Origin of the sequence: Kitasatospora sp. CB01950, assembly GCF_001905465.1 — a bacterium.
Lineage (GTDB): Bacteria > Actinomycetota > Actinomycetes > Streptomycetales > Streptomycetaceae > Kitasatospora.
In genome coordinates this window covers 265,791-286,909 of sequence record NZ_LISX01000005.1, presented here as the reverse complement: position 1 = coordinate 286,909, position 21,119 = coordinate 265,791, and the positions used below count along the sequence as shown (strand labels likewise).

Sequence of the window (21,119 nt, the reverse complement as noted above, 5' to 3'; positions counted from 1 at the left end):
GGCCGGGCCTCAACTGGGCCGGCCCGTGCGGGGGTTGGGCGTCCGCCGGGCCCAGCCGCGCACGCGGGGCCGGGACATCGGATAAGCGCTGCTAGCGTGGCGGACGATTTCTTTTCCGGTGGTTTTTTGAAGGGTTGCGGCGGCGATGGCGAAGTTCCTGCTGAGTCTGCATCTGGTGGTCGCCGTGCTGGCCGTCGGTCCGGTCGCGGTGGCGGTGAGCATGTTCCCGCGGAAGGCGAAGGCCGCACTGGCGGCCGGGCCGGAGCAGGCGACCGCGCAGGCCTCGGTGCGGCTGCTGCACCGGATCTGCAACATCTACGCGCTGATCGGGATCGCCGTGCCCGTGCTGGGCATCGGCACCGCGCAGGCGATGCACGTGCTGGGCAACGCCTGGCTGATCGCCTCGATGGTGCTGACGGGCATCGCCGCGGCCGTGCTGATGCTGTTCGTCCTGCCCAATCAGCAGGCCACCGTGGACGCGATCGACGCGACCGAGAACCAGGAGGCGGAGACCGCCCGGGCCACCGGCATGCTGAAGATGCTGCCGATGACCGCGGGCCTGTTCAACCTGCTGTGGGTGGTCGTGCTGGTGCTGATGGTCATTCGGCCGGGGTCGACGAACGGGGCGTGACGCCCCGCACCTCCAGGCCGGCCAGCAGCTCGGCGGTGGCGGCCGCGACGGCCGCGACCGCCGCGTCGAACGCCTCCCGGTTGTGCGCGGCGGGAGCACGGAACCCGGAGATCTTCCGGACGTACTGGAGCGCCGCCGCGTGCACGTCCTCGGGAGTGGCGTCGGTCGTCATCGGGGGACGGAGAGTCTTGATGCTTCGGCACATGCCTCCAGTCTGCTCCGCCGTACCGACAGCGGAGCCGGTTCGCCGACATTCAGCCGGGAAACTGCCGAAGCCGCACCCCGGCCCGTTTGACGGCCCGCGCCACGATCGCCGTCTCGGCGCGCTGTACCCCCAGCGGGCCCAGCACTTCGGTGTGGAAGCGGTACAGCGCGGCGTGGTCCGGGCAGAACACCGCGGCCATCAGGTTGGTCGGCCCGCCGGTGGCCAGCACCCCGTGCACCTGCGGGTGCCGGGCCAGCGCCTCCCCGGCCGCCGCCAGCCGCCCCGGCGGCAGCTCCAGCCACAGGTTGGCGTCCACGGCGGCGCCCAGCAGCCGCGGGTCCACGCTCACGTGGGTGCGCAGCAGGCCGCCCTCCGCGAGCCGGTGCAGCCGCCGCCGGACGGTCGACTCCGGCGTGCCCGAGGCGGCGGCCAGCGCCGCGTGCGAGCGGCGGGCGTCCACCGCCAGCAGGTCGAGCAGCCGGTGGTCGAGCCGGTCCGGCTCCGGCGGCGCACCGGCGGGCGGCGGCGGGGCCAGCAGCGCCTCCTGCTCGGCGGTCAGCGCGCCGCAGCGCCACGCCGAGGCGTCCGCGAACAGGTGCAGCACCGCGTGCGCGGTCGACTCCACCACCGCATCGGTGGCCGGGAGTTGCCCGTACAGCAGCCGGTCCCGGGCGGCCGCGCCGCCGAGCACCACCGCCGACACCTCCTGCCCGCCCAGCATCACGTCCACGAACGGGACGTCCTCCCGGGCGGCCAGCGCCAGCGCGATCGCGTCCACCCGGCCGCGCAGCACCCGCACCCGCAGCAGCAGCGCGTCGAGCGCCGCCGCCCGGGTGTCCGGCATCCGCACCACCCGGACGGCGCCGGTGCCCAGCAGCCGGCCCAGCCGCCTGGTCACGGTGCGCGCCGACACCCCCAGCACCTGCGCGATCCGGCCGCTCTCGGCCCGCCCGTCCACCTGCAGCGCGTGCACCAGCCGCCGGTCGAGCGCGTCCAGCAGTGTGGCGGGATCCGCCGTGTCCGTGTCCATGCTGTCCGATTCTCGTCGAAACCCGCGCCAGAGTCGTCCTGAAGCGTCGGCCCGACGGTACTCCTGGAGCCCACCGCACCGAAGGAGAATCCCGTGGACGACATCCTGACCGGCGCCGAGGCCGCCCTGCGCGAGGTCGGCGCACGGCTGGCGGCCCGGCAGCCGGCCGAACCCGTCGACGCCGCCACCCCCGAGCAGGCCCACGCCGCGTTCGAGGCGATCGACCGGCCCGCCGGCGAGCTGCTGCGCGAACGGCTCACCGCACTGCGCCCCGGGGCCGGTTGGCTGGACGACGAATGGGCGCAGGACGTGCCGCGGGACGGCGAGTGGTGGCTGTGCGACGCCACCGACGGCGCCGTGCAGTACCTGAGCGCGTTGCCGCAGTGGGCGCTCACCGCGACGCTGCTGCGCGACGGGAAGCCCGTGCTGGCCGTGGTGCACGCGCCGCTCGCCGGCACCACCCACACGGCGACCGCCGGCGGCGGCACCCGACTGAACGGCCGCCGCTGCGCACCCCGCCCCCGCACCCTGGCCGCCGCCGTCGCGGCCACCTCCCAACCCCCGCTGATCGCCCGCGACCCGCGCGCCCTGCACGCCGCCGGCGCCTCGCTGACCGCCGTCCTGCCGCACGTCCTCGCGGTCCGCAACCTCGGCCCGACCTCCCTCCAGATCGCCCAGGTCGCCTCCGGCCACCTCGCCCTCTTCTGGCAGTACGGCCCCGACCCCGCCAACCTGCTCCCGGGCGCGCTCCTCGCCGCCGAGGCCGGGGCCGCCGTCACCGACGCCGAAGGCCGCCCGTGGACGCCGGCCGCGCCGTCCTTCGTCGCCGCCGCGCCCGGCGTGCACGCCGAACTCCTGGACGTGCTGCGGACGGTGTGAGCGACGGGACGAACTCCCGGGCGCGGTCCGGGCGTTGCGCCAGTGGGGGGGCGAGAGCGACGCCGGTGGCGCTGACGACCCTAGGGCCTCACAGCTCGCCCAGGGTCGTCGGGAGGGTGGCCGCCGCGGTGAACAGCACGTGTTCGGTGGTGAGTTCGAGGTAGTGCAGGTCCTCGTGCCGGTGCTGGACGGGCGGGTCGAGGGGAAGCGCGGAGAGGTCGATCTCGGGCAGTCGGTCGAGGGTGGCCCGGCCGAGCTTGATCAGTGCCTCCTTGCGCACCCACTGGCGCAGGAACGCCCGGGTGGGGTCGGGGTGTCGGCGGACGAGTTCGGCCTCGGCGGGGCTGAGCACGTGGCCGAGCGTCGCCGGGTCGTTGTTGCGCGGGCCGAGGTGTTCGACGTCCACGCCGATCGGGACGGGGCCGGCCGCGGCGGCGATGCTCCCGCCGGTGTGGGAGAGGCTCAGGTGGACGCCCGGGCGGTCGGTGAGCAGCGGCCGGCCGTGCCCGGTGCGCCCGCAGCCGGGGCACTGCTGGCCGAAGGCGACGTCGGCGGGGTCGATGCCGAGGTGTGCGGCCGCACAGTACCGGACCAGCAGGTGGGCGGCGACGTAGTCGTCGCGGTCGGCGGGGCGGCGGAAGCGGTCGGCGCGTTCGCGTTCGACGTCGGTGAGCAGCCGCTCGTCGGCGTCGGCCCGGGCGAGGACCTCGGCGGTGGTGGCGAGCAGAGCGAGCGGGTGGTTCGACACGGGTCTCCTTGGGTGGGCGGGCGCCGTCACCTGTGCACCGGCAATTTAGTCCGTTCGAGTGATTCTTCTGCGAGTCGGTCGAGGGGAGGCTGATTATCGCTCTTGTGTGCCCCTTTCCTGGCGAGGGTCGGCTGTCCGCCGACCCACCGTCAACGAAAGGGGTGTCCGTGCGACACGGCGCTCGTCCCAAGAACCGGATGGTCCGGTACGCGGCAGTGGCGGCGCTCGTCGCCGCCCCACTGGTCACCGTCGCTTCGATCGGTCAGGCCGACCAGCTCGCCCCGCCATTGGGGCCGTGCGTCGGAGACTGTCCGAACCCGTTCCCGATCCCGCCGCACAACGGCCCTGCTGCCGGCACCGACAACACGATCAACGTCTTCGTCGGCGGAAGTTACACGGTGGAGGGCCGGGCCGCCGAGGTCGAGGGGAAGGTCGTCACGGTCAAGGACCTCACCGTGAACAAGGACGGCGGCGGCCTGTTCAACATGGGCGTGGTCGGCGTCGGCTCCCAGGTCGCGCCGCCGCCCGGCACCGACCACGTCACGGTCGGCGGCGCCGTCGACGTCGTCACCAACAACCGGGTGCAGATCGGCGGCGGCGACCCGGCCCGCTGGGGCAACCTGGCCTACGGCACCACCGAGAGCGGCACCCTGGAGTTCTCCGGCCCCGGCGCGGCCCGCCAGGACCCGGAGGCGATCGAGCCGTACCTCGGCCTCGGCACCGTTATCAAGGGCGACTCGACCTGCATGGCCGAGCAGACCGCCACCGGCACGCTGAGCGTCGAAGGCAACCTGTACACCTTCACCGGCGACGGCCACAGCATGCGTCAGATCTTCAACGTCGACCGGAACATCGGCAGCGACACCGCCGCCGCCGACATCGTGTTCGCCGGGATCCCGGCCGGCGCCACGGTGATCGTCAATATGGTCGGACCGGACCCGGTGCTGATCCGCACCAACACCGGCAGCGGATTCCCCGGCGACCAACTCACCGACATGCAGCCGCTGTTGATGTGGAACTTCCCGGCGGCGACCTCGGCGACGATCTCCGGCGGCGCCCAGTTCCAGGGCTCGATCATGGCGGGCAACTCGGCCGGCACCCTCACGGTGTCCACCCCCGGTGCCAACGGCCGCGTCTACGTGGCCGGCAACCTGTTGCAGACCGGCACCGCCGGGACGGAGATCCACGCCTACCCGTTCAACGGCGACCTGCCGACCTGCGGGCAGAGCCCCTCGCCGTCGCCGTCCCCGTCGCCGAGCGAGAGCCCCTCGCCGTCGCCCTCGCCGAGCCAGTCGGAGAGCCCCAGCCCGTCGCCGTCCGAGACCCCCGAGCCGACGGAGGAGCCCACGCACGGCGAGCGCCCCGCGCCCGAGCCGAGCCGCCACAAGCCCACCGGCCCGCTGGCCGAGACCGGCAGCGGCCTGGTCGCCCCGGTGGCCGGCGCCGCCGCGGTGCTGCTGGGCCTCGGTGCGGTCGGCGTGGTGCTGGCGCGCCGCAGCCGCCGCCGCCACTGACGGCACGCCACTGACGGCACGCCACCACCGACGACGCGCAGCCGCTGAGTCGAACGGCCGGAACTCCCCTGGGAGGACCGGCCGTTCGGTGCGTCAGGTGACGTCGCCGCGGCGGGCGAACCGGTCCTCGCGCCACTCCCCGGAGGCCAGCACCTCGCGCAGCGCCGTCGCCGCGTCGTGCACCTCCGCCCGGGACAGGTACAGCGGGGTGAAGCCGAAGCGCATCAGGTCCGGCGCGCGGAAGTCGCCGATCACGCCGCGGGCGATCAGCGCCTGGACGATCCGGTGGCCCTCCGGGTGCCGCAGTGCCACCTGGCTGCCGCGTCGCGGGTGCTGTTCGGGCGTCACCGACGCCACGTCCAGATCGGCCGTCAACTCCAGGAAGAGATCGGAGAGTTCCAGGCTCTTGGCGCGCACCGCCGCTGGATCGGCCAGCTCCCACACGTCGAGCGAGGACTCCAGCGCGGCCAGCCCGAGCACCGGCGGCGTCCCGGTGAGGAAGCGGGTGACGCCCTCGGCGGGCCGGTAGCCCGGCTCGAAGTCGAACTGCCGGGCGTGGCCGAACCAGCCGGTCAACGGCTGCCGGGCGTCCGGGTGGTGGCGCTCGGCGGCGTACAGGAACGCGGGCGCGCCCGGTCCGCCGTTCAGGTACTTGTAGCCGCAGCCGACCGCGAAGTCCACGCCCGCCGCGTCCAGTTCGATCGGCAGCGCGCCGGCGGTGTGGCACAGGTCCCAGACGGCGAGCGCCCCGGCGCGGTGGATGCGCTCGGTGACGGCGGCCATGTCGAGCAGCTCGCCGGTGCGGTAGTCCACGTGCGACAGCAGCACCACCGCGGTGTCCGCGTCGAGTACGTCGTCCAGCCGCGCCGCCGAGTCCACCAGCACCGGGCGGGCGCCCGGGTGCAGGCCGGCCAGCCCGTCCGCGATGTACAGGTCGGTGGGGAACGCGTCCCGCTCCGCGACCAGCGCGTGCCGCCCGGGCCGCAGCCGCAGCGCAGCGCCGAGCACCTTGAACAGGTTGACGGAGGTGGAGTCGCAGACCACCACCTGTCCGGCGGCCGCGCCCAGCAGGTGCGCGCCGAGCCGGTCGCCGAGCCGGCCGGGCTGGTGGAACCAGCCGGCGTCGTTCCAGGACCGGATCAGGCCGGTGCCCCACTCCTCGGCCACCACCTTCGCCAGGTGGCCGGGCGTGCGCCGGGGCAGCGCGCCGAGCGAGTTCCCGTCCAGGTACAGCACGCCCTCGGGCAGCGCGAACTGCTCGCGCAGCGGGTGCAGCGGGTCGGCGGCGTCCCGCGCGGCGCACTCGTCGCGGGTGGGGGGCACGGTGCGAGTCGTTGTCACAGTTCGTTCCTGACTGACCACAGTTCGGGGAAGACGTCCTGGTCGGCGGAGTGCTTGAGCCAGCTCAGGCCGGAGGAGCCGCCGGTGCCGGGCTTGCCGCCCATGGTGCGCTTGACGGCCGAGTAGTGGCGCTGCCGCCAGCGGGTGACCCGCTCGGCGGTGTCGAGCAGCGCCTCGCCGAGGCGGGCCAGGTCGGCCAGCTCCGGGTCGCTGTACACGGCCCGCCAGGCGGCCTCGACGGCGTCGTCGTGCTCGCGGCGGGAGCCGGCGGGAGCCGCGGGTATCTCCAGGCCGCGCCGGGCGAGGACGGCCAGCGCCTCGTCGTACAGGCTGGGCGTGCGCAGCGCGGCGAACAGCTCGTCGTACTCGGCGGGGGAGTCCTGGTACATGGTCAGCAGGCGTTCGCTCTTGTGGCCGAGCAGGAACTCCAGCAGCAGGAACGTCGAGGACTGGAAGCCGGACGCCTCGCCGAGCACCGGCCGGAACGCGTTGAACTCGCCGGGCGTCATGGCGGCCAGCAGGTCCCAGGAGGAGACCAGCACGTCCTGGGTGTGCTGACCGCGGCGCAGCGCGTCGCCCGCGGCGGTCAGGTCGTCCTCGCGCAGCGCGGCCCGGGCGGCGGTCCACTCGCGGTGCAGCAGGTCGAACAGCAGCTCCATCACCTGGGTGGCGACGATGAACGTGTACTCCGCGGGCTCGGCGGAGACCGGCTGCTGGAGCGAGTGCAGCTCGGCCAGGTGCACGTACTGGGCGTACGGGGTGCTCGCGTCGGGCGCCTGATCGCTGCCGAACCGCAGGTGCGGCTGGTGGGTCTTCCCGGTCATGGCCGGTACCTCCTGGTTCCGCCCGCTCCGGGAGTGCGGCGGGGCGCCACCATTGTGCGGCGCGGCGGCCTGCTCTTGAATGGGCGTCGTAGCCCGATCGGCGGCAATGCCCTGCCGTTCGAAAGGCACTTCACCCCGATCGCCTGGTGAACGCAAAGGAGCCGACGATGGACGCGGTGGACCGGCTGCTGCTGGCCGAACTCCAGGCCGACGCGCGGCTGTCGTACAACGAGCTGTCCCGCCGGGTGAACCTGTCGCCGCCGGCGGTGGCCGAGCGGGTGCGCCGGCTGGAGTCGGACGGCGTGATCACCGGCTACCACGCGCACCTGGACCCGGCGAAGGCCGGGGCGGCGGTGATGGCCCTGGTGACGGTGCAGTGCTACGGCCCGCGTTGCGTGCTGCGCGACCCGGAGGTCGCGCACTGGCCGGAGGTGTTCCAGCTGCACCGGGTGACCGGCGGCGCGTGCTGCGTCCTGCTGGTCGGCGTCCCGGACATGCCGGCCTTCGAGCGGCTGACCGACCGGCTGGGCGGCTACGGGCAGCCGACCAGCTCGATGATCCTCTCCAGCCCGGTCCCGTGGCGGGCGATCCCGGCGTCCTGAGCCCGGCCGTTCAGTGGCCGTTCGCGGACGGGGCGAGGTGCACGCCGAGGCTCTCCAGGCCGTACAGGAACATCTCCACGCCGACGGCGGCCAGCAGCAGTCCGAGCAGCCGGGACAGCACCTCCAGCGAGGTGCGCCGGCTGGCCCGCAGCAGCGGGGCGAGCAGCAGCACGGACAGGCAGTCCAGGGCGATCACCGCGACGTACATGGCGGCGACCGTGGAGTGCCACTCGAAGGTGTCCCGGGTGAGCGACTCGACCAGCAGCGCGGTGATCGCCAACGGGCTGGCCACGTACGGCAGCAGCAGCTCGCGGATGCCGTCGGCGACGGGATTGGCGAGGTGGCCCTCGCTGCGGCCGCCGCCGAGGTGGACGCCGAGCACCAGCGCCACGGCGTAGATGAAGAAGATCACCCCGCCGGCGATCTGCAGCGACTGGTCGGAGATGTGGAACAGCGCCGCCATGACGTCCGCGCTGTACGCCAGCACCAGGCCGACCAGTGCCGCGACCAGCGAGGACACCAGGGTGAGCCGGCGCAGCTCGGCGGGGGTGCGGGTCTGGCTGAGCTGGGCGAAGGCCAGCAGGACCTTGGGCGGGCCGACCACGGCGAAGAAGGTGACGAAGACGGTGCTCAGGTTGATCGCCGACATGCGCCCATGATGGGTCGTCAGCGCAGCCGAACGGTGACGCCACCCTGGCGCAGCACGTCGAGGACGGCGTCGAAGTAGGAACGTTCCTCCTCGTCGGGGCCGATCACCCGGCGGGTGAGCACCTGGGCGGAGCGCAGCGCGTCGCGCCAGATCAGCACGAACGGAGGCTCGGGGGTGAAGCCGCCGCGCAGCATGTCGGCGAGGGCGTCGAGGTTCTTGCCGTAGTAGCCGTCGGGGGCGTGCACGGCACGGCCGAGTTCGGCCCAGAACCCGGGTTCGCCGGTGACCCGGGCGCCGTGCAGGACGTACTCGGGCGGCTGCGGTGCGGTGGGCATCGGGAGTCTCCCTGCGGGGTGGGTCGGGTCGCCCGGATGGGTTCGCCGGGTCGAACGAGGGCGGTGCACACGCTGGGATGGGCCCTACGGTCTTCACTTCCACACCCAGGGACAACACCATGACCAGTCTGCACCGCAAGGATCTCGGTCTGTTGGCACTGCGCACGGTCGTCGGCGGTGTCCTGTTCGCGCACGGCGCGCAGAAGCTGTTCGGCTGGTTCGGCGGGGGCGGCCTGGAGGGCACCGCGCAGGCCATGGAGCAGATGGGCTTCGAGCCCGGCGATCGCAATGCGCTGGCGGCCGGGCTGGGCGAGGCGGGCGGCGGTGCGCTGCTCGCGGCGGGCCTGGCCACCCCGGCGGCCGGGGCGGTGGTCGCCGGGACGATGGCGGGCGCGATCTCGGTGCACTTCCCGGCGGGATTCTTCGCGCACGGCGGCGGCTACGAGTACCCGGCGCTGCTGGGCGCCTGCGGCCTGGTGCTGGCGGTGTCCGGCCCGGGCCGCTACTCGCTGGACGCCGCCTCGGGCCACGCGCTGGGCCGCCCGTGGGTCGCTGTGCTGGCGTTCGCGGCGAGTGCGGCGGGCACCGTCGCGGTGGTGACGCGCCGTCAGGACGAGGTGCGCAGGCGGGAGGCCCGGGCCGCGGACGCCGCGACGGGCGAGGACGGCACCGGGCTCTCCTGAGCGCCGCGAGACGAAAGGAAGGACCACTGATGGAGCGACAGATCCGGGCGGTCGCCGGCTTGGCGGCGGCCGTACTGCTGGGTTCGGCGGCGCTGACGGGCTGCACCTCGAGCGGCAATCCGACCCCGGCCGCGTCCTCGGCGCTGGAGGGCGGGAAATCGGCGCTGGCCTCGGCCGCGGGGTCGGCGACGGCGAAGATCGGCTCGGCGGCGGCCTCGGCCGGCGAGTCCGCGCAGGCGGCCGCGTCCTCGGCGCTGGCGAGCGTCAAGGGCGGGCTGAACGCGAAGGGCGACGTGTCGCTGGGGTCGGCGACCACCGAGTCGGACGGGAAGCTCTCGGTGCCGGTGACGGTCACCAACCACGGCTCCCAGCCCGGCAAGTACACGATTCAAGTCAACTTCGACGACGCCTCCGGGAACCTGCTGGACGCCACCGTGGTGACGGTGCCGGAAGTGGCTGCCGGGGCGACTGCGCAGGCCACGGCGCACAGCAACCGTTCGTTGAACGCTCCCGTGACACCTGTGGTGGCGAATGCGCTGCGGTACTGATCGGTCACCGAACCTTAAGCGGGGCGTAAGCGTCAGATCCCGCTCTTGACGGTCGAGTTGGTCTAGTCCATTTTACTTGGCAGGTGCAGGGAGCCCCTGGGCCGGCGTCGGTGGTTCAGACCACCGGCGCCGGTTCGGCTTATCCCGTACCTGGCGTTTTTGCAGGCCAACGCTTCGATTCCCCCTGTCATGCCCCTGGCTGTGCGGCCCCACCTCGCACGGTTCGTATCCGGGTTTGTCAGGACCCCCACAACCAGGAGTCACGCAGCCATGCTTCGTACCGTTTCCCCCGAGTCGCCGACGCGGCGGCGACCCAAGGGCTGGGCCGCGCTCGCGGCCGGCACCGCGGCCTCCCTGCTGCTCGGCGGCACGCTGGCCCTGACCGGCGGCACCGCCCAGGCGGCCCCCACCAACTCGACCGGTGCGCCGGCCACCAGCGGTGGCATCAAGGTGGCCTATTTCGACCAGTGGTCGATCTACACCAACGGCTACTACCTGAAGACCATGAACGACACCGGCGCCGCCGGGAAGCTCGACTACCTGATCTACGACTTCGGGAACATCGACCCCACCAACCTCACCTGTTTCGAGGCCAACAAGGCCGCGTCGCAGAACGAGGACGACCCCAACGCGGGTGACGGCGCGGGCGACTCCTTCGCCGACTACCAGAAGAGCTTCGGCGCCGACATCTCGGTCGACGGCGTGGGCGACACCTGGAACCAGCCGATCGTCGGCAACTTCAACCAGCTGAAGAAGCTGAAGGCGAAGAACCCGAACCTCAAGGTGCTGCTGTCGATCGGCGGCTGGACCTACTCGAAGTACTTCTCCGACGTCGCCGCCACCGACGCGTCCCGGAAGAAGTTCGTGTCCTCCTGCATGGACCTGTACATCAAGGGCAACCTGCCCGCGCAGGGCGGCTACGGCGGCCCCGGCACCGGCGCCGGCATCTTCGACGGCATCGACATCGACTGGGAGTACCCGGGCGGCAACGGCCACACCGGCAACCACTCCTCGCCGAACGACAAGCAGAACTTCACCTCGCTGCTCGCCGAGTTCCGCAGCCAGCTGGACGCCCAGGGCAAGACCGACGGCAAGACCTACGGCCTCGCGGCCGCGGTCGGCGCCGGTCAGGACAAGATCAAGTACGTCGAGACCGACAAGATCGGTCAGTACCTGACCTTCCTCGACATCATGACGTACGACATGCACGGCGGTTGGGAGGCCCAGGGCCCGACCAACCACCAGGCCCCGATCTACACCAACCCGAACGACCCGATGAACCCGGTCCCGGGCGGCAACGGGAAGTACTCGCTGGACAACGCCATCAAGGCGTACACCGTGGGTGACTCGCAGTACGGCATCCCCGGCGGCTTCCCGGCGAAGAAGATCAACGTCGGCGTCCCGTTCTACTACCGCGGCTGGACCGGCGTCACCGCCGGCACCAACCACGGCCTGTTCCAGAAGGCGACCGGCCCCGCGCCGGGCGGCTCCTACTCGGGCAACGTCAACGGCATCAAGATGTACAAGGAGCTCAACGGCTTCGTCGACAACCCGGCCTACACCTACTGGGACGACGCCGCGAAGGCCGCGTACTTCTACGACGGCAACACCTTCTGGTCGGGCGAGAACGCCCAGTCGATCCAGGCCAAGCTGGACTACGCGCACTGCAACGGCCTCGGCGGCTCGTTCGCCTTCTCGATGTACGACCTGGGCACCCAGACCGCGCTGTTCGACAAGATGGTGACCGCGACCAACGGTTCCGCCGCGAACTGCCCGGCCGCCCCGACCCAGTCGGCCAGCCCGTCGCCGTCGACCTCCGCCTCGCAGTCGGCCAGCCCGTCGGCCTCTCCGTCGACCTCGGCCTCCCCGTCGACCTCGGCGTCCCCCTCCACCTCGGCCTCCCCGTCGCAGTCGCCGACCACCGGCGCCTGCTCGGCCGCCCCGAGCTGGAACGCGGCCACCGTGTACGCCACCGCGACCAAGGTCTCCTGGAAGGGCCACTACTACACCAACAAGTGGTGGACCACCGGCGAGGACCCGAGCCTGAGCGGCCAGTGGGGCACCTGGACCGACAACGGCCCGTGCTGAATGACTTCTGACTGACCTCTCGACGGACGAGGGGCGCAAGGAGATCTCTCTCCTTGCGCCCCTCGTTCCGTTGTGCGCGTTGCGGGCGGGCGGGGTTCGTTGCCGACGGGTGGGATGCGTGGCCGACGGACCGGTCAGCAGGTCAGGTCGTCGGTGCGGCCGAGGGCGTCCGGCTGGGACTCCTCGATCCGGCGCAGCATCCGGGTGAGCGTCGCGGCCAGCTCGGGGCGGGCCTCGGCGGGGACGTCCTGGAGCACGTCGGCCTCGAAGACCGCGGCCATCCGCATCAGCTCGATCCACTTGTCGCGGCCGACCGGGGTGAGCTCGATGATCACCCGGACCCGGTTGGCCTCGTCGCGGTCCCGGGTGACCAGGCCGTCGGCGACCATCCGGTCGATCCGGTGGGTCATCGCGGCCGGGGTCAGGCCGAGCCGCTTGGCGAGCTCGCCCGGGCCGAGCCGGTACGGGCTGCCGGCGAAGACCAGCGCCTTGAGCACCTCCCACTCGGCGTTGGTGATGCCGAGGGTGGCCAGCTGGCGGCTGTAGGCCACGTTCATCCGGCGGTTGAGGCGGGAGAGGGAGGAGACGATGGTCTCCACCTGGGGGTCCACGGTGGGGAATTCCCGCTGGTAGAGGGCCACCTGCTCGGCGATGCCGAGTTCGGTGGGGCTGGCGGGCTCCGCTCTGCGTGCGCTCATACGGTCATTGTTCCACGCATGGTGCACCTGTTAAGCCTTTGACTCGTTAAGGTTTCCATGCTTAGACTTTAGGTCTGAAATCTTGCGAGGTAAAGCCGTGGCTGTCGAGGCCCGGCTCCGGTGTCTTTGAGGGGTGTGCAGTGAAGGAGTGGGGCGGCCGACTGCGTCGCGTCCAGGTCGGCAACGCACTGAGCGCGTTCGGCAGCGGCTTCACGCTGCCGTACATGTTCGTGTACGTGAACGAGGTGCGCGGCCTCGGTTCCGCGGCGGCCGGCGCGGTGTTCACCGTGTTCGCGCTCGCCGCGTTCGCCGTGCTGCCGTTCACCGGCCGCGGCATCGACCGGTACGGTCCGCGCCCGGTGCTGCTGGCCGGCACCGCGATGGCCGCCGCCGGTGCGTTCGCCTTCGGCCAGGCCACGGGCACGCCCGCGCTGCTGGTCTCCTCGTTCCTGTTCGGCGCCGGCGTCACCACCTGTCAGCCCGCGCTGGCCACGATGATCGTCCGCTGCACCCGCAAGGCCCAGCGCTCCCGCGCCTTCGCGCTCCAGTTCACCCTGGTCAACCTGGGCATGGGCATCGGTGCGCTGGTCGGCGGCCAGATCGTCGACACCGCGGACCCGGCCAGCCTGACCAGGCTGTTCACCATCGAGGCGCTGACCTTCCTCGGCCTGGCCGCCGTCACCGGCACCGCGAAGATGCCGGCGGCGGAGGTCGAGCCGGGCGGCGCGGCCGCCGCCTCCGGCAAGGGCAGCGGGCTGCGGGCGCTGGTCGCCGACAAGGCGATGCTGCGGCTGTGCCTGCTCGCCGGGCTGATCTTCTTCACCTGCTACGGCCAGTTCGAGTCCGGCGTCGCCGCGTTCGCCACCCACACCGTCGGGATCGCGCCCTCCGTCCTGGGCCTGGCGATCGGCGCCAACGCGCTGACCATCGTGGTGCTGCAGATGTTCGTGGTCCGGATCACCGAGCGCCGTCGCCGCACCACCGCGATGGCCGCCGCCGGCGTGGTCTGGCTCGCCGCCTGGGGCATGGCCGCGGTGGCCGGCCTGATCCGTGAGGACGTGGTGGCCGCGACGGTCGCGATCGTCGCGATCTACGCCCTGTTCGGCGTCGGCGAGTCCCTGCTCGCGCCCACCATGGGCCCGATCGTCGCGGACCTCGCCCCGACCCGGCTGCTCGGCACCTACAACTCCGGCTACGCCCTGGTGAAGCAGACCGCCGTCGCGGTCGGCCCCGCCGTCGGCGTCCTGCTGGTCGGCTCCGGCACCTGGCCGCTGTACCTGGCCGCGATGGCCGTCTGCACCCTGCTGATCGTCGCCCTCGCCGTCCGCCTGCGCGGCTTCCTGACGCCCGCGCAGGACAACGTCCGGGTGATCGCCGTGCCGCAGCGCGAGCTGCGGGAGCTGGAGGCGGTGGCCTGACGGGCGCGCACGGCCGCCCGGCCGGGAGAGGTTCCTCTTCCGGCCGGGCGGCCTTTTCGTGTGCCGGGAGGGGTCAGCGGCGGGTGGGCATCAGGAGCGAGAAGGTGTCCTCGCGGGACGGGAAGCGGATGGCCAACGGGGCGATGGGGCCGGTCAGTTCGAGGATCAGCTGGTCGGCGCCGCCGATGGCTTCGAGGAGGAAGTCGCGGTTGACGTGGACCAGTAGCTCGGCCGGGGCGGTGCTGCCGGGGAGGGCGTCGGCGGCGGTGGCGGTGACCGCCGTGACGGGGAAGTCGACGCCGTCCTGGGAGCGGGTCACGGTGGACTCCCCGGTGGCGGCGAGCATGCTGCGCAGCTGGTCGGCGCTCAGGGTCAGCCGGTGGGTGGGCTCCAGCCGGACCAGGCGGCGGTAGTCCGGGAAGTCGTGGTCGGCGCGCTCGCCGGAGAGCTCGCGGCCGGCCGCGCGGATGGTGAACTGGGCTTCGTCGATGACGAGTTCGGCTTCGGTCCCGCCGGTGCCGGTGCCGGTGCCGGTATCGGTATCGGTATCGGTTGCGGTGCCGGTGAGGAGGGCGCGGGCGGCGTCGGCGAGGGCGGTCGGGAGGAGGGCGGAGACGGCCGGGCCGTCCAGGGTGGCCGGACAGTCGGCGACCGCCAGACGGTAGCGGTCGGTGGCGACCAGGTGCAGGACGCCGTCCTCCACGTCCAGGAAGATCCCCGCGACGGCGGGCACGGCGGCGTCGGACGGAGCGGCGAAACGGACGGCGTCCAGGGCCGCGGCGAGGCGGGCGGCGGGGACGGTCAGGCGGGTCTGGGGCACGGGGAACTCCCTGGAATCGAGCAAGGCGCGGACGGTGGAGAGTTCACGGCGGGCATCGGAGAGGCCGTCCTCCAGGCGGCGCAGGTGCGCGTCCAGCTCGGCGCGGGCCTCGGCCGGGGTGCCGGTCAGGACCCTGGTGATGCCGGCGAGCGGCATGCCGACACGGCGCAGGCGGGCCAGCAGGCGGGCGTCCGGCAGTTGCTCGTTCGCGTACCAGCGGTAGCCCGTGTGCGGGTCCACGGCGGCGGGGGCGAAGACGCCGGCGCCGTCGTAGAAACGCAGGGCGCTGACGCTCAGGCCGCTGGCGCGGGCCGTCTCGCCGATGCTGAGCATGGTGTTCTCCACGGGGTAGACCCTGGGGGCTCGACCTGGTCGAGGGTCAACCTATGTGGCGGGAGCGGGAGAACGGGGGCGCGGGGATCTTTCGCACCCACCTGCTCGCGCGAGCCCCCCACCCCTGTCGGCGTGCTCGTTGCGGCTAGGATTTGCGACATTGCGGACAAGTCGTCAACTTGTGGGCGGACGGGGAGGATATGGCGCTGGCGGTCGAGGTGCGGCGGCAGGTGGGCGGCGGGGTGGTGGTGGCGGGCCGGTACGGGTGGTGGGGGCCCGTGGGGGTGGCGGTGTTCGCGGGGGTGCTGCGGCTGTGGGACCTGCCGTACCCGAATGCGTTCGTGTTCGACGAGACGTACTACCCGAAGGACGCCTGGTCGCTGCTGCAGCAGGGCTACGAGGCGGTCTGGCCGGACAACGCGAATCAGCTGATCCTCGGTGTGCCGCAGGTGATCCCGCTCAGTGAGGCGCCCGCGTTCGTCGCGCATCCGCCGCTGGGCAAGTGGGCGATCGCGGTGGGGGAGCACTTCTGGGGGCTGCATCCGTTCGGCTGGCGGATCGTGGTGGCGGTACTGGGCTCGCTGAGCGTGCTGATGCTGGCGCGGATCGGCCGGCGGCTGTTCCGGTCGACGCTGCTGGGGTGCGTCGCGGCGCTGCTGATGAGTGTGGACGGCCTGCAGTTCGTGATGAGCCGGGTCGGTCTGCTGGACGGGATCTCCGGGTTCTTCGTGCTGGCCGCGTTCGGCTGCCTGCTGATCGACCGTGACCGCACCCGGGACCTGCTGCGGGCGGCCCGGGCGGAGGGCGGACGGGCGGGGGACGAGGTCCGGCTCGGGCTGCGGCCGTGGCGGCTGGCCGCCGGTGTGCTGCTGGGGGCGGCGTGCGCGGTGAAGTGGAACGGCCTGCAGATCCTGGCGGTGTTCACCGTGCTCACCCTGCTGTGGGACCAGGCCGGGCGGCGGGCGGCCGGGGCGTGGCGGCCGTGGCGGTCGATGCTGCGGCGGGATCTGTGGACGGGCGCGCTGTCGATGGTGGGCAGCGCGCTGGTGGTGTACGGCGCGTCCTGGAGCGGCTGGTTCGCGAGCAGCGGCGGCTACGGCCGGCAGTGGGCGGACGGCCGGGCCGGGCTGTCCCCGGCGCGGACGCCGCTGGTGGACATCCCGTTGCCGCAGGTGCCGATGGGCTGGGTGCCGGCGCCGCTGCGCAGCCTCTGGCACTACCACGCGCAGATGTACGACTTCAATACCGGCCTGTCGTCCCCGCACACGTACCAGTCGAACCCGTGGAGCTGGCTGGTGCAGGGCCGACCGGTGTCCATGTACTGGGAGCAGGTGCCGGACGGGCAGCGCGGCTGTACGTCCGGCGAGGGGTGCGCGAGTCAGATCCTGGCGCTGGGCACGCCGTTCCTGTGGTGGACGGCGTGCTTCGCGCTGGCGTACGCGCTGTACCGGTGGTTCTTCCGGCGGGACTGGCGTTCCGGCGCGATCCTGGCCGGCGTCGCGGCCGTCTACCTGCCGTGGTTCCAGTACCAGCAGCGGACGACCTTCTCCTTCTACATGGTGCTGCTGGTGCCGTTCCTGTGTCTGGCGGTGGCGCAGATGCTGGGCGCGATGCTCGGGCCGGAGGGCTGTCCGCCACGTCGGCGCAGGTGGGGCGCGGCCGGGGCCGGGCTGATCGTGCTGGCGATCGTCGGCTGCTTCGCGTACTTCCACCCGCTGTACACGGCGGAGGTGATCCCGATGTCCGAATGGCGCGACCGGATGTGGTTCACCAGCTGGATCTGACGGAACCGACAGGACGTGAAGACGCTTTCCGCAGGCGGGGGTTCGCAGCTGCTCCCGGTGACCTGGCCGCTCGCCGCGGCGTGCGTGGTGCTGCTCGCGGTGGCCGCGCTGGTCGCCGGACGGGCCGGGCTGGGGCACGGGCGGGCGGTGCTGCGGGCCGGGGTGCGGGCGGCCGTGCAGCTGGCGGCCGTCGCGCTGGTGATCGCCTGGGTGGTGCGGTCGCTGTGGGCGTCCGCGCTGTTCGTGGTGCTGATGTTCGCCGTCGCGGTGCACACCGCGGGCCGGCGGATGGGCGAGGGCCGGGCCGGGCGCGGCGGACGGTGGGAGTGGGCGTGGGCGGCGGCGCCGATCGCCGCCGGGGTGCTGCCGGTGCTGCTCCTGCTGGCCGTCACCGGGCTGTTGCCGCCGAAGGGCCTGAGCGTGATCCCGGTCGCGGGCATCCTGATCGGCGGGGCGCTCACCGCGACCTCGCTGGCCGGGCGGCGGGCGCTCGACGAACTGCGGCTGCGGCACGGCGAGGTGGAGGCCGCGCTCGCGCTGGGCTTCGAGGAGCGCGAGGCCCGGCTGGAGATCTGCCGGACGGCCGCCGCGACCTCGCTGGTGCCCGCGCTCGACCAGACCCGCACGGTCGGGCTGGTCACCCTGCCCGGTGCGTTCGTCGGCATGCTGCTGGGCGGTGCGACGCCCGTGCAGGCGGGCGCGGTGCAGCTGTTCGTGCTGGTCGCGCTGTTGGCGGTGGAGGCGGTGGCGGTCGCCGCCGTGCTGGAGCTGGTCGGCCGGGGGCTGGTCGGCGGGCAGCGCGACGATCGCGGGCCGGGCGGCGGGCCGGGCGGCGTCCGGTAAACTCGGCGCGTTGTTGAAGGGGAGTAGCCCTCCACCGGACCGTCGACATACTGGCCCGTCCCTCGCGGACGTGCCCGGCGCCCGGGGCATCCTGCGGGGTGTCGGCGAGACCTTCGGCCGCAGTGCTGTGACCATGAACCAGTGCTGCCGGGCCGAGGCGTCCCCTTCCACGGGTACCCGGGGCGCGGCGGCCCGAGAACGAGAGACGCCCGTATTCGATGAACAGTCTGACCATCGCCGCGCTGACGTTCGGCATCATCTTCCTCTCCGAACTGCCGGACAAGACCGCCCTGGCCAGCCTGGTCCTCGGCACCAAGTACCGGGCGAGCTACGTGTTCGCGGGCATCGCCGCCGCGTTCGCCCTCCAGGTCGCGCTGGCCCTCGTCGCGGGCAGCCTGCTGTCGCTGCTGCCGCACCGCTGGGTGGAGGGCGTCACCGGCATCCTGTTCCTGGTCGGCGCGGGCATGCTGCTGTGGCACAAGGAGGACGAGGACGACGAGGGCGAGGGCAAGCAGCCCGCGAACAACTCGTTCTGGAAGGTCGCCGGCACCAGCTTCGTGATCGTCGCGGTCGCCGAGTTCGGCGACCTCACCCAGATCATGACCGCCAACCTGGCCGCCAAGTACGCCGATCCGCTGGCCGTCGGCCTGGGCTCCTGGCTGGCGCTGTGCGCGGTCGGCGGCATCGCCATCGTCGGCGGGCAGAAGCTGCTGCGGCACGTGCCGATGAAGGTCATCGTGCGGATCGCCGCGCTGGCGATGATCGCGCTGGCCGGGTTCAGCCTGTTCAAGGCGATCACCGGCTGACGCGGCGGCACGTGCGCTGCTAGCAGTTCGGGTTCTGCGCCATGGATTCCAGCAGGGCCCGGGTCTGCGGGTCGTAGACGCCCTTGGTGATGTTCTTGAGCTTGTTGCGGTTCTGCTGCTGGAAAGTGGCCAGCGCGTTTTCCGTCCAGTAGCCGAAGCCGAGCTGGTTGTTGCTGGCTCTGTCCAGGGTGAGATCGCCGATCCGGTTGCAGCCGACCGTCATCAGCAGCCGCTGCAGCTGCACCACGTCCGGCCCGGTGTCGTCCCGTTGCAGCGTCCGGCTCGGGGTGGACGAGGGCGGCTGGGTGGTCGGCGGTGCGGACGGGCTGTCCGTGGCCGGGGCGGTGGCGACGGGTGCGGCCGCCGGCTGGGTGACGACGGTCTGGGACGGCCGGGCGGAGGAGCGGGTCGGCGACGGGGCGGCCGAGCTCGCCGTCGCGTCCGGGGAGGCCTCGGCGCTCGGGGTGCTCTCGGCGGTCGAGGCCACCGCCGGGCCGGTCGGAGCGGGCAGCGCGTGGTCGGTGGAGCTCGGCGAGGAGGAGAGCAGCATCGCCAGGCTCGCCGCCAGCGCCGTCACGCCCACCGCGCCGCCCGCGATCACCAGCCGCTTGCGGTCGGCGCTGCGGCGGCGCTGCGAACGGCGCTCCGTGCGGCTGACCGGCGCGGCCGACTCCTCGTCGTGGAAGCCGAACATGCCCAGGTCGGTCGCCGGGGGCCGGGCGGCCGGGACGGGCGGGAGCAGTGCGGTGGCGGGTTCGGGGCCGGCGGGTATCGGCGGGAGCAGCGCGGTCGGGGGCTCGGGCTGCGGCTGCTGCGGTATCGGGTTCGGCGGCGGCGGGGCCACTCGGCCGAGCGGGAACGGGACGCCCCGGTCGGTCTGCACGAACCGTCCGGGCGCGGGGGCGCCCTGCGGCGGGACGGGCGGCAGCAGCTGCGTCGCGGCGGCGTCCGGCCGGTCCGTCGCCGGCGGCGGTGCGAACGGGGCGGCGGGCTGCGGGGGCGTGAACTGCGGCTCGGGGACCGGTAGTTGGTGGGTGATCGGCTGCACCGAGGGCGATCCGATCCGGGTGGCGAACGGGTCGCCGGCCGGGTCGCCGGGCCCCACCACGGGCGTGCCGGCGACGTACGGGCGCACCAGGTGCGGGCCGTCCAGCGGCGGGAGAACCACGGTCTGCTCGACCGGGGACACGGCGGCGCACGCGCAGCTGCCGGCCGGCCCTGCGGTGCCGCAGCGGGGACAGCGGTCTGCCGACATCGGCCGGTCCTCCTCGGGTCGGAAACGAACGGGGTGATTATGCAGGACCATCCCACGGGGCAACAGGGACGTCCGGACCGGGGTGCGTTCAGCCCGCCGCCGCGCCCGCCTGCTCGCGGAACTGCTGCGGGCTGAGACCGCGGACCCGCTTGAACGCGGCGCTGAGCGCGAAGCCGCTGCCGTAGCCGACCCGGCGGGCGACCGCCGTGAGGGTGGCGTCCGGTTCGGCCAGCAGGTCGGCGGCCTGGGCGAGCCGCCAGTGGGTGAGGTATGCCATCGGGGGCTCGCCGACCAGGTCGGTGAAGCGGCGGGCCAGCGCCGCCCGCGAGACGCCCGCCTCGGCGGCCAGCTCGTGCACCGTCCAGGCGCGCGCCGGGTCGGAGTGCAGCAGGCCCAGCGCGCGGCCCACCACCGCGTCCGCGTGCGCCCGGTACCAGGCCGGGGCGTGGCCGCCGGCGTCGCGCGAGAACCAGCAGCGCAGCGCGGAGATCAGCAGCAGGTCGAGCAGCCGGTCGAGCACCGCCTCCTGGCCCGGCTCGTCCCGTCCGATCTCCGCCTCCAGCAGGCCCACCAGCGGCGAACTCCACTCCTCGGCGGACAGTCGCAGCACCGGCGGCAGCGCGCGCAGCAGCCGTCCGCTGACCTCGCCGTGCAGCTGGTAGGTGCCGCTGAGCAGCACCGTCGACGCGTCCCTGGCGGTGCCCCAGGTCCGGACGCCCCGGTCGAGTTTCTCGCACATCCGCTCGCCGGCGGGCGTCGTCGACACCTGCCCCGGGTGGATCACCACCTGCGGCGCGGTCTCCGGCCGATCGGCGACGGTGTACGGCTCCGGGCCGCGGACGATCGCCAGGTCGCCGACCCGCAGCGGCACCGGCGGGCCGCCGGCCGGGACGATCCAGCCGTCGCCGCGCACCGTGGTCAGCACCGTCAGCGGCGCCCGGTCCTCGATCCGGATCGCCCACGGCGGGTCGAACACCGACCGCAGCAGGAACGCCCCTTGGGCCCGGGGACCGGTCAACAGTGCGGCGAGCGCGTCCATGGCCGCCAGCGTAGACGTCCGGCGCCCCGCCGGGTGGACGCTCGCA

22 protein-coding genes are annotated in these 21,119 nt (G+C 73.1%); 11 read left to right on the top strand and 11 right to left on the bottom strand.

Translation table 11 applies throughout. The features are described 5' to 3' along the window. Positions 1-145: 145 nt before the first annotated feature. Positions 146-631: a hypothetical protein gene (locus AMK19_RS15800; RefSeq protein WP_073812140.1), complete on the top strand. Its 486-nt coding sequence runs from the start codon at positions 146-148 to the stop codon at positions 629-631. Here the strand turns inward: AMK19_RS15800 and AMK19_RS15795 are convergent. Together AMK19_RS15795 and AMK19_RS15790 are read right to left on the bottom strand one after the other, a co-directional pair. Continuing rightward, complete coding sequence (locus AMK19_RS15795; RefSeq protein ID WP_073812138.1) at positions 600-836, bottom strand: DUF2277 family protein; 237 nt, start codon at positions 834-836, stop codon at positions 600-602. The genes AMK19_RS15800 and AMK19_RS15795 overlap by 32 nt on opposite strands. 49 nt (positions 837-885) lie before the next feature. Beyond that, on the bottom strand, positions 886-1,866 hold the full coding sequence (locus AMK19_RS15790; RefSeq protein WP_073812136.1) for an Lrp/AsnC family transcriptional regulator: 981 nt from the start codon (positions 1,864-1,866) through the stop codon (positions 886-888). A 93-nt stretch (positions 1,867-1,959) separates the two neighbouring features. Here AMK19_RS15790 and AMK19_RS15785 point away from each other — a divergent pair, with 93 nt between their 5' ends. Then, positions 1,960-2,745: an inositol monophosphatase family protein gene (locus AMK19_RS15785; protein ID WP_073812134.1), complete on the top strand. Its 786-nt coding sequence runs from the start codon at positions 1,960-1,962 to the stop codon at positions 2,743-2,745. Between the two features lie 88 nt (positions 2,746-2,833). On the opposite strand, the gene AMK19_RS15780 is transcribed toward AMK19_RS15785, so the two are convergent. Further along, a complete protein-coding gene (locus tag AMK19_RS15780) occupies positions 2,834-3,493 on the bottom strand; it encodes a 4'-phosphopantetheinyl transferase family protein (protein WP_073812133.1) in 660 nt (219 codons plus the stop codon). 167 nt (positions 3,494-3,660) lie between these two features. Here AMK19_RS15780 and AMK19_RS15775 point away from each other — a divergent pair, with 167 nt between their 5' ends. After that, positions 3,661-5,007 carry a choice-of-anchor A family protein gene (locus AMK19_RS15775; RefSeq protein WP_143200228.1) on the top strand — a complete coding sequence of 449 codons (1,347 nt, stop codon included), beginning with the start codon at positions 3,661-3,663 and terminating at the stop codon, positions 5,005-5,007. Between the two features lie 93 nt (positions 5,008-5,100). Here the strand turns inward: AMK19_RS15775 and kynU are convergent, their stop codons facing one another. Together kynU and AMK19_RS15765 are read right to left on the bottom strand one after the other, a co-directional pair. Beyond that, entirely contained in the window at positions 5,101-6,348 is a 1,248-nt protein-coding gene (gene kynU / locus AMK19_RS15770; protein ID WP_073812131.1) for a kynureninase, read from the bottom strand. Further along, complete coding sequence (locus AMK19_RS15765) at positions 6,345-7,172, bottom strand: tryptophan 2,3-dioxygenase (RefSeq protein ID WP_073812129.1); 828 nt, start codon at positions 7,170-7,172, stop codon at positions 6,345-6,347. Before AMK19_RS15765 ends, kynU begins: the two co-directional genes overlap by 4 nt. Positions 7,173-7,339: 167 nt before the next feature. On the opposite strand from AMK19_RS15765, the gene AMK19_RS15760 reads away from it, so the two are divergent. Further along, positions 7,340-7,774, top strand: a complete 435-nt coding sequence (locus tag AMK19_RS15760) for an Lrp/AsnC family transcriptional regulator (protein ID WP_073812127.1) — start codon at positions 7,340-7,342, stop codon at positions 7,772-7,774. A 10-nt stretch (positions 7,775-7,784) separates the two neighbouring features. On the opposite strand, the gene AMK19_RS15755 is transcribed toward AMK19_RS15760, so the two are convergent. Both AMK19_RS15755 and AMK19_RS15750 read right to left on the bottom strand, forming a co-directional pair. Further along, on the bottom strand, positions 7,785-8,423 hold the full coding sequence (locus tag AMK19_RS15755; protein ID WP_073812125.1) for a MarC family protein: 639 nt from the start codon (positions 8,421-8,423) through the stop codon (positions 7,785-7,787). Positions 8,424-8,440: 17 nt separating this feature from the next. Beyond that, the gene (locus tag AMK19_RS15750) at positions 8,441-8,758 is read right to left on the bottom strand and encodes a barstar family protein (RefSeq protein WP_073812123.1); all 318 of its coding nucleotides are present in this window, start codon (positions 8,756-8,758) and stop codon (positions 8,441-8,443) included. Positions 8,759-8,877: 119 nt separating this feature from the next. Between AMK19_RS15750 and AMK19_RS15745 the strand changes: the two genes are divergently transcribed. The 3 genes from AMK19_RS15745 (at position 8,878) to AMK19_RS15735 (ending at position 12,077) form a co-directional block, all read left to right on the top strand. Then, positions 8,878-9,441: a DoxX family protein gene (locus AMK19_RS15745; RefSeq protein ID WP_073812122.1), complete on the top strand. Its 564-nt coding sequence runs from the start codon at positions 8,878-8,880 to the stop codon at positions 9,439-9,441. A gap of 29 nt (positions 9,442-9,470) precedes the next feature. Then, complete coding sequence (locus AMK19_RS15740) at positions 9,471-9,989, top strand: FxLYD domain-containing protein (protein WP_073812120.1); 519 nt, start codon at positions 9,471-9,473, stop codon at positions 9,987-9,989. 270 nt (positions 9,990-10,259) lie between these two features. Next, entirely contained in the window at positions 10,260-12,077 is a 1,818-nt protein-coding gene (locus tag AMK19_RS15735; RefSeq protein WP_073812118.1) for a glycosyl hydrolase family 18 protein, read from the top strand. 134 nt (positions 12,078-12,211) lie between these two features. Here the strand turns inward: AMK19_RS15735 and AMK19_RS15730 are convergent, their stop codons facing one another. Further along, positions 12,212-12,775, bottom strand: coding sequence for a MarR family winged helix-turn-helix transcriptional regulator (locus AMK19_RS15730; protein ID WP_073812117.1), 564 nt, complete (start codon positions 12,773-12,775; stop codon positions 12,212-12,214). Positions 12,776-12,915: 140 nt separating this feature from the next. On the opposite strand from AMK19_RS15730, the gene AMK19_RS15725 reads away from it, so the two are divergent. Next, on the top strand, positions 12,916-14,193 hold the full coding sequence (locus tag AMK19_RS15725; protein WP_073812115.1) for an MFS transporter: 1,278 nt from the start codon (positions 12,916-12,918) through the stop codon (positions 14,191-14,193). Positions 14,194-14,266: 73 nt separating this feature from the next. On the opposite strand, the gene AMK19_RS15720 is transcribed toward AMK19_RS15725, so the two are convergent. Continuing rightward, positions 14,267-15,358 carry a DNA polymerase III subunit beta family protein gene (locus AMK19_RS15720; protein WP_241844424.1) on the bottom strand — a complete coding sequence of 364 codons (1,092 nt, stop codon included), beginning with the start codon at positions 15,356-15,358 and terminating at the stop codon, positions 14,267-14,269. Positions 15,359-15,546: 188 nt separating this feature from the next. Here AMK19_RS15720 and AMK19_RS15715 point away from each other — a divergent pair, with 188 nt between their 5' ends. The 3 genes from AMK19_RS15715 to AMK19_RS15705 all read left to right on the top strand — a co-directional run bounded on the left by AMK19_RS15715 (position 15,547) and on the right by AMK19_RS15705 (position 18,779). Then, positions 15,547-17,130 carry a dolichyl-phosphate-mannose--protein mannosyltransferase gene (locus AMK19_RS15715; protein WP_073812114.1) on the top strand — a complete coding sequence of 528 codons (1,584 nt, stop codon included), beginning with the start codon at positions 15,547-15,549 and terminating at the stop codon, positions 17,128-17,130. A gap of 15 nt (positions 17,131-17,145) precedes the next feature. Further along, a complete protein-coding gene (locus tag AMK19_RS15710; RefSeq protein WP_443135013.1) occupies positions 17,146-17,973 on the top strand; it encodes an ABC transporter permease in 828 nt (275 codons plus the stop codon). A 218-nt stretch (positions 17,974-18,191) separates the two neighbouring features. Continuing rightward, positions 18,192-18,779, top strand: a complete 588-nt coding sequence (locus tag AMK19_RS15705) for a TMEM165/GDT1 family protein (RefSeq protein ID WP_073812112.1) — start codon at positions 18,192-18,194, stop codon at positions 18,777-18,779. A 19-nt stretch (positions 18,780-18,798) separates the two neighbouring features. On the opposite strand, the gene AMK19_RS15700 is transcribed toward AMK19_RS15705, so the two are convergent. Further along, entirely contained in the window at positions 18,799-20,034 is a 1,236-nt protein-coding gene (locus tag AMK19_RS15700) for a peptidoglycan-binding domain-containing protein (protein ID WP_073812110.1), read from the bottom strand. An 88-nt stretch (positions 20,035-20,122) separates the two neighbouring features. After that, entirely contained in the window at positions 20,123-21,073 is a 951-nt protein-coding gene (locus tag AMK19_RS15695; RefSeq protein WP_073812109.1) for an AraC family transcriptional regulator, read from the bottom strand. Positions 21,074-21,119: the final 46 nt, after the last annotated feature.

What these genes read in the sequence shown, in the direction of transcription:
- AMK19_RS15800 (WP_073812140.1), top strand. Translation starts at nt 146, where the DNA reads ATGGCGAAGTTCCTGCTGAGTCTGCATCTGGTGGTCGCCGTGCTGGCC.
- AMK19_RS15795 (WP_073812138.1), bottom strand. Translation starts at nt 836, where the DNA reads ATGTGCCGAAGCATCAAGACTCTCCGTCCCCCGATGACGACCGACGCC.
- AMK19_RS15790 (WP_073812136.1), bottom strand. Translation starts at nt 1,866, where the DNA reads ATGGACACGGACACGGCGGATCCCGCCACACTGCTGGACGCGCTCGAC.
- AMK19_RS15765 (WP_073812129.1), bottom strand. Translation starts at nt 7,172, where the DNA reads ATGACCGGGAAGACCCACCAGCCGCACCTGCGGTTCGGCAGCGATCAG.
- AMK19_RS15760 (WP_073812127.1), top strand. Translation starts at nt 7,340, where the DNA reads ATGGACGCGGTGGACCGGCTGCTGCTGGCCGAACTCCAGGCCGACGCG.
- AMK19_RS15755 (WP_073812125.1), bottom strand. Translation starts at nt 8,423, where the DNA reads ATGTCGGCGATCAACCTGAGCACCGTCTTCGTCACCTTCTTCGCCGTG.
- AMK19_RS15750 (WP_073812123.1), bottom strand. Translation starts at nt 8,758, where the DNA reads ATGCCCACCGCACCGCAGCCGCCCGAGTACGTCCTGCACGGCGCCCGG.
- AMK19_RS15745 (WP_073812122.1), top strand. Translation starts at nt 8,878, where the DNA reads ATGACCAGTCTGCACCGCAAGGATCTCGGTCTGTTGGCACTGCGCACG.
- AMK19_RS15740 (WP_073812120.1), top strand. Translation starts at nt 9,471, where the DNA reads ATGGAGCGACAGATCCGGGCGGTCGCCGGCTTGGCGGCGGCCGTACTG.
- AMK19_RS15735 (WP_073812118.1), top strand. Translation starts at nt 10,260, where the DNA reads ATGCTTCGTACCGTTTCCCCCGAGTCGCCGACGCGGCGGCGACCCAAG.
- AMK19_RS15730 (WP_073812117.1), bottom strand. Translation starts at nt 12,775, where the DNA reads ATGAGCGCACGCAGAGCGGAGCCCGCCAGCCCCACCGAACTCGGCATC.
- AMK19_RS15715 (WP_073812114.1), top strand. Translation starts at nt 15,547, where the DNA reads ATGGCGCTGGCGGTCGAGGTGCGGCGGCAGGTGGGCGGCGGGGTGGTG.
- AMK19_RS15705 (WP_073812112.1), top strand. Translation starts at nt 18,192, where the DNA reads ATGAACAGTCTGACCATCGCCGCGCTGACGTTCGGCATCATCTTCCTC.
- AMK19_RS15700 (WP_073812110.1), bottom strand. Translation starts at nt 20,034, where the DNA reads ATGTCGGCAGACCGCTGTCCCCGCTGCGGCACCGCAGGGCCGGCCGGC.
- AMK19_RS15695 (WP_073812109.1), bottom strand. Translation starts at nt 21,073, where the DNA reads ATGGACGCGCTCGCCGCACTGTTGACCGGTCCCCGGGCCCAAGGGGCG.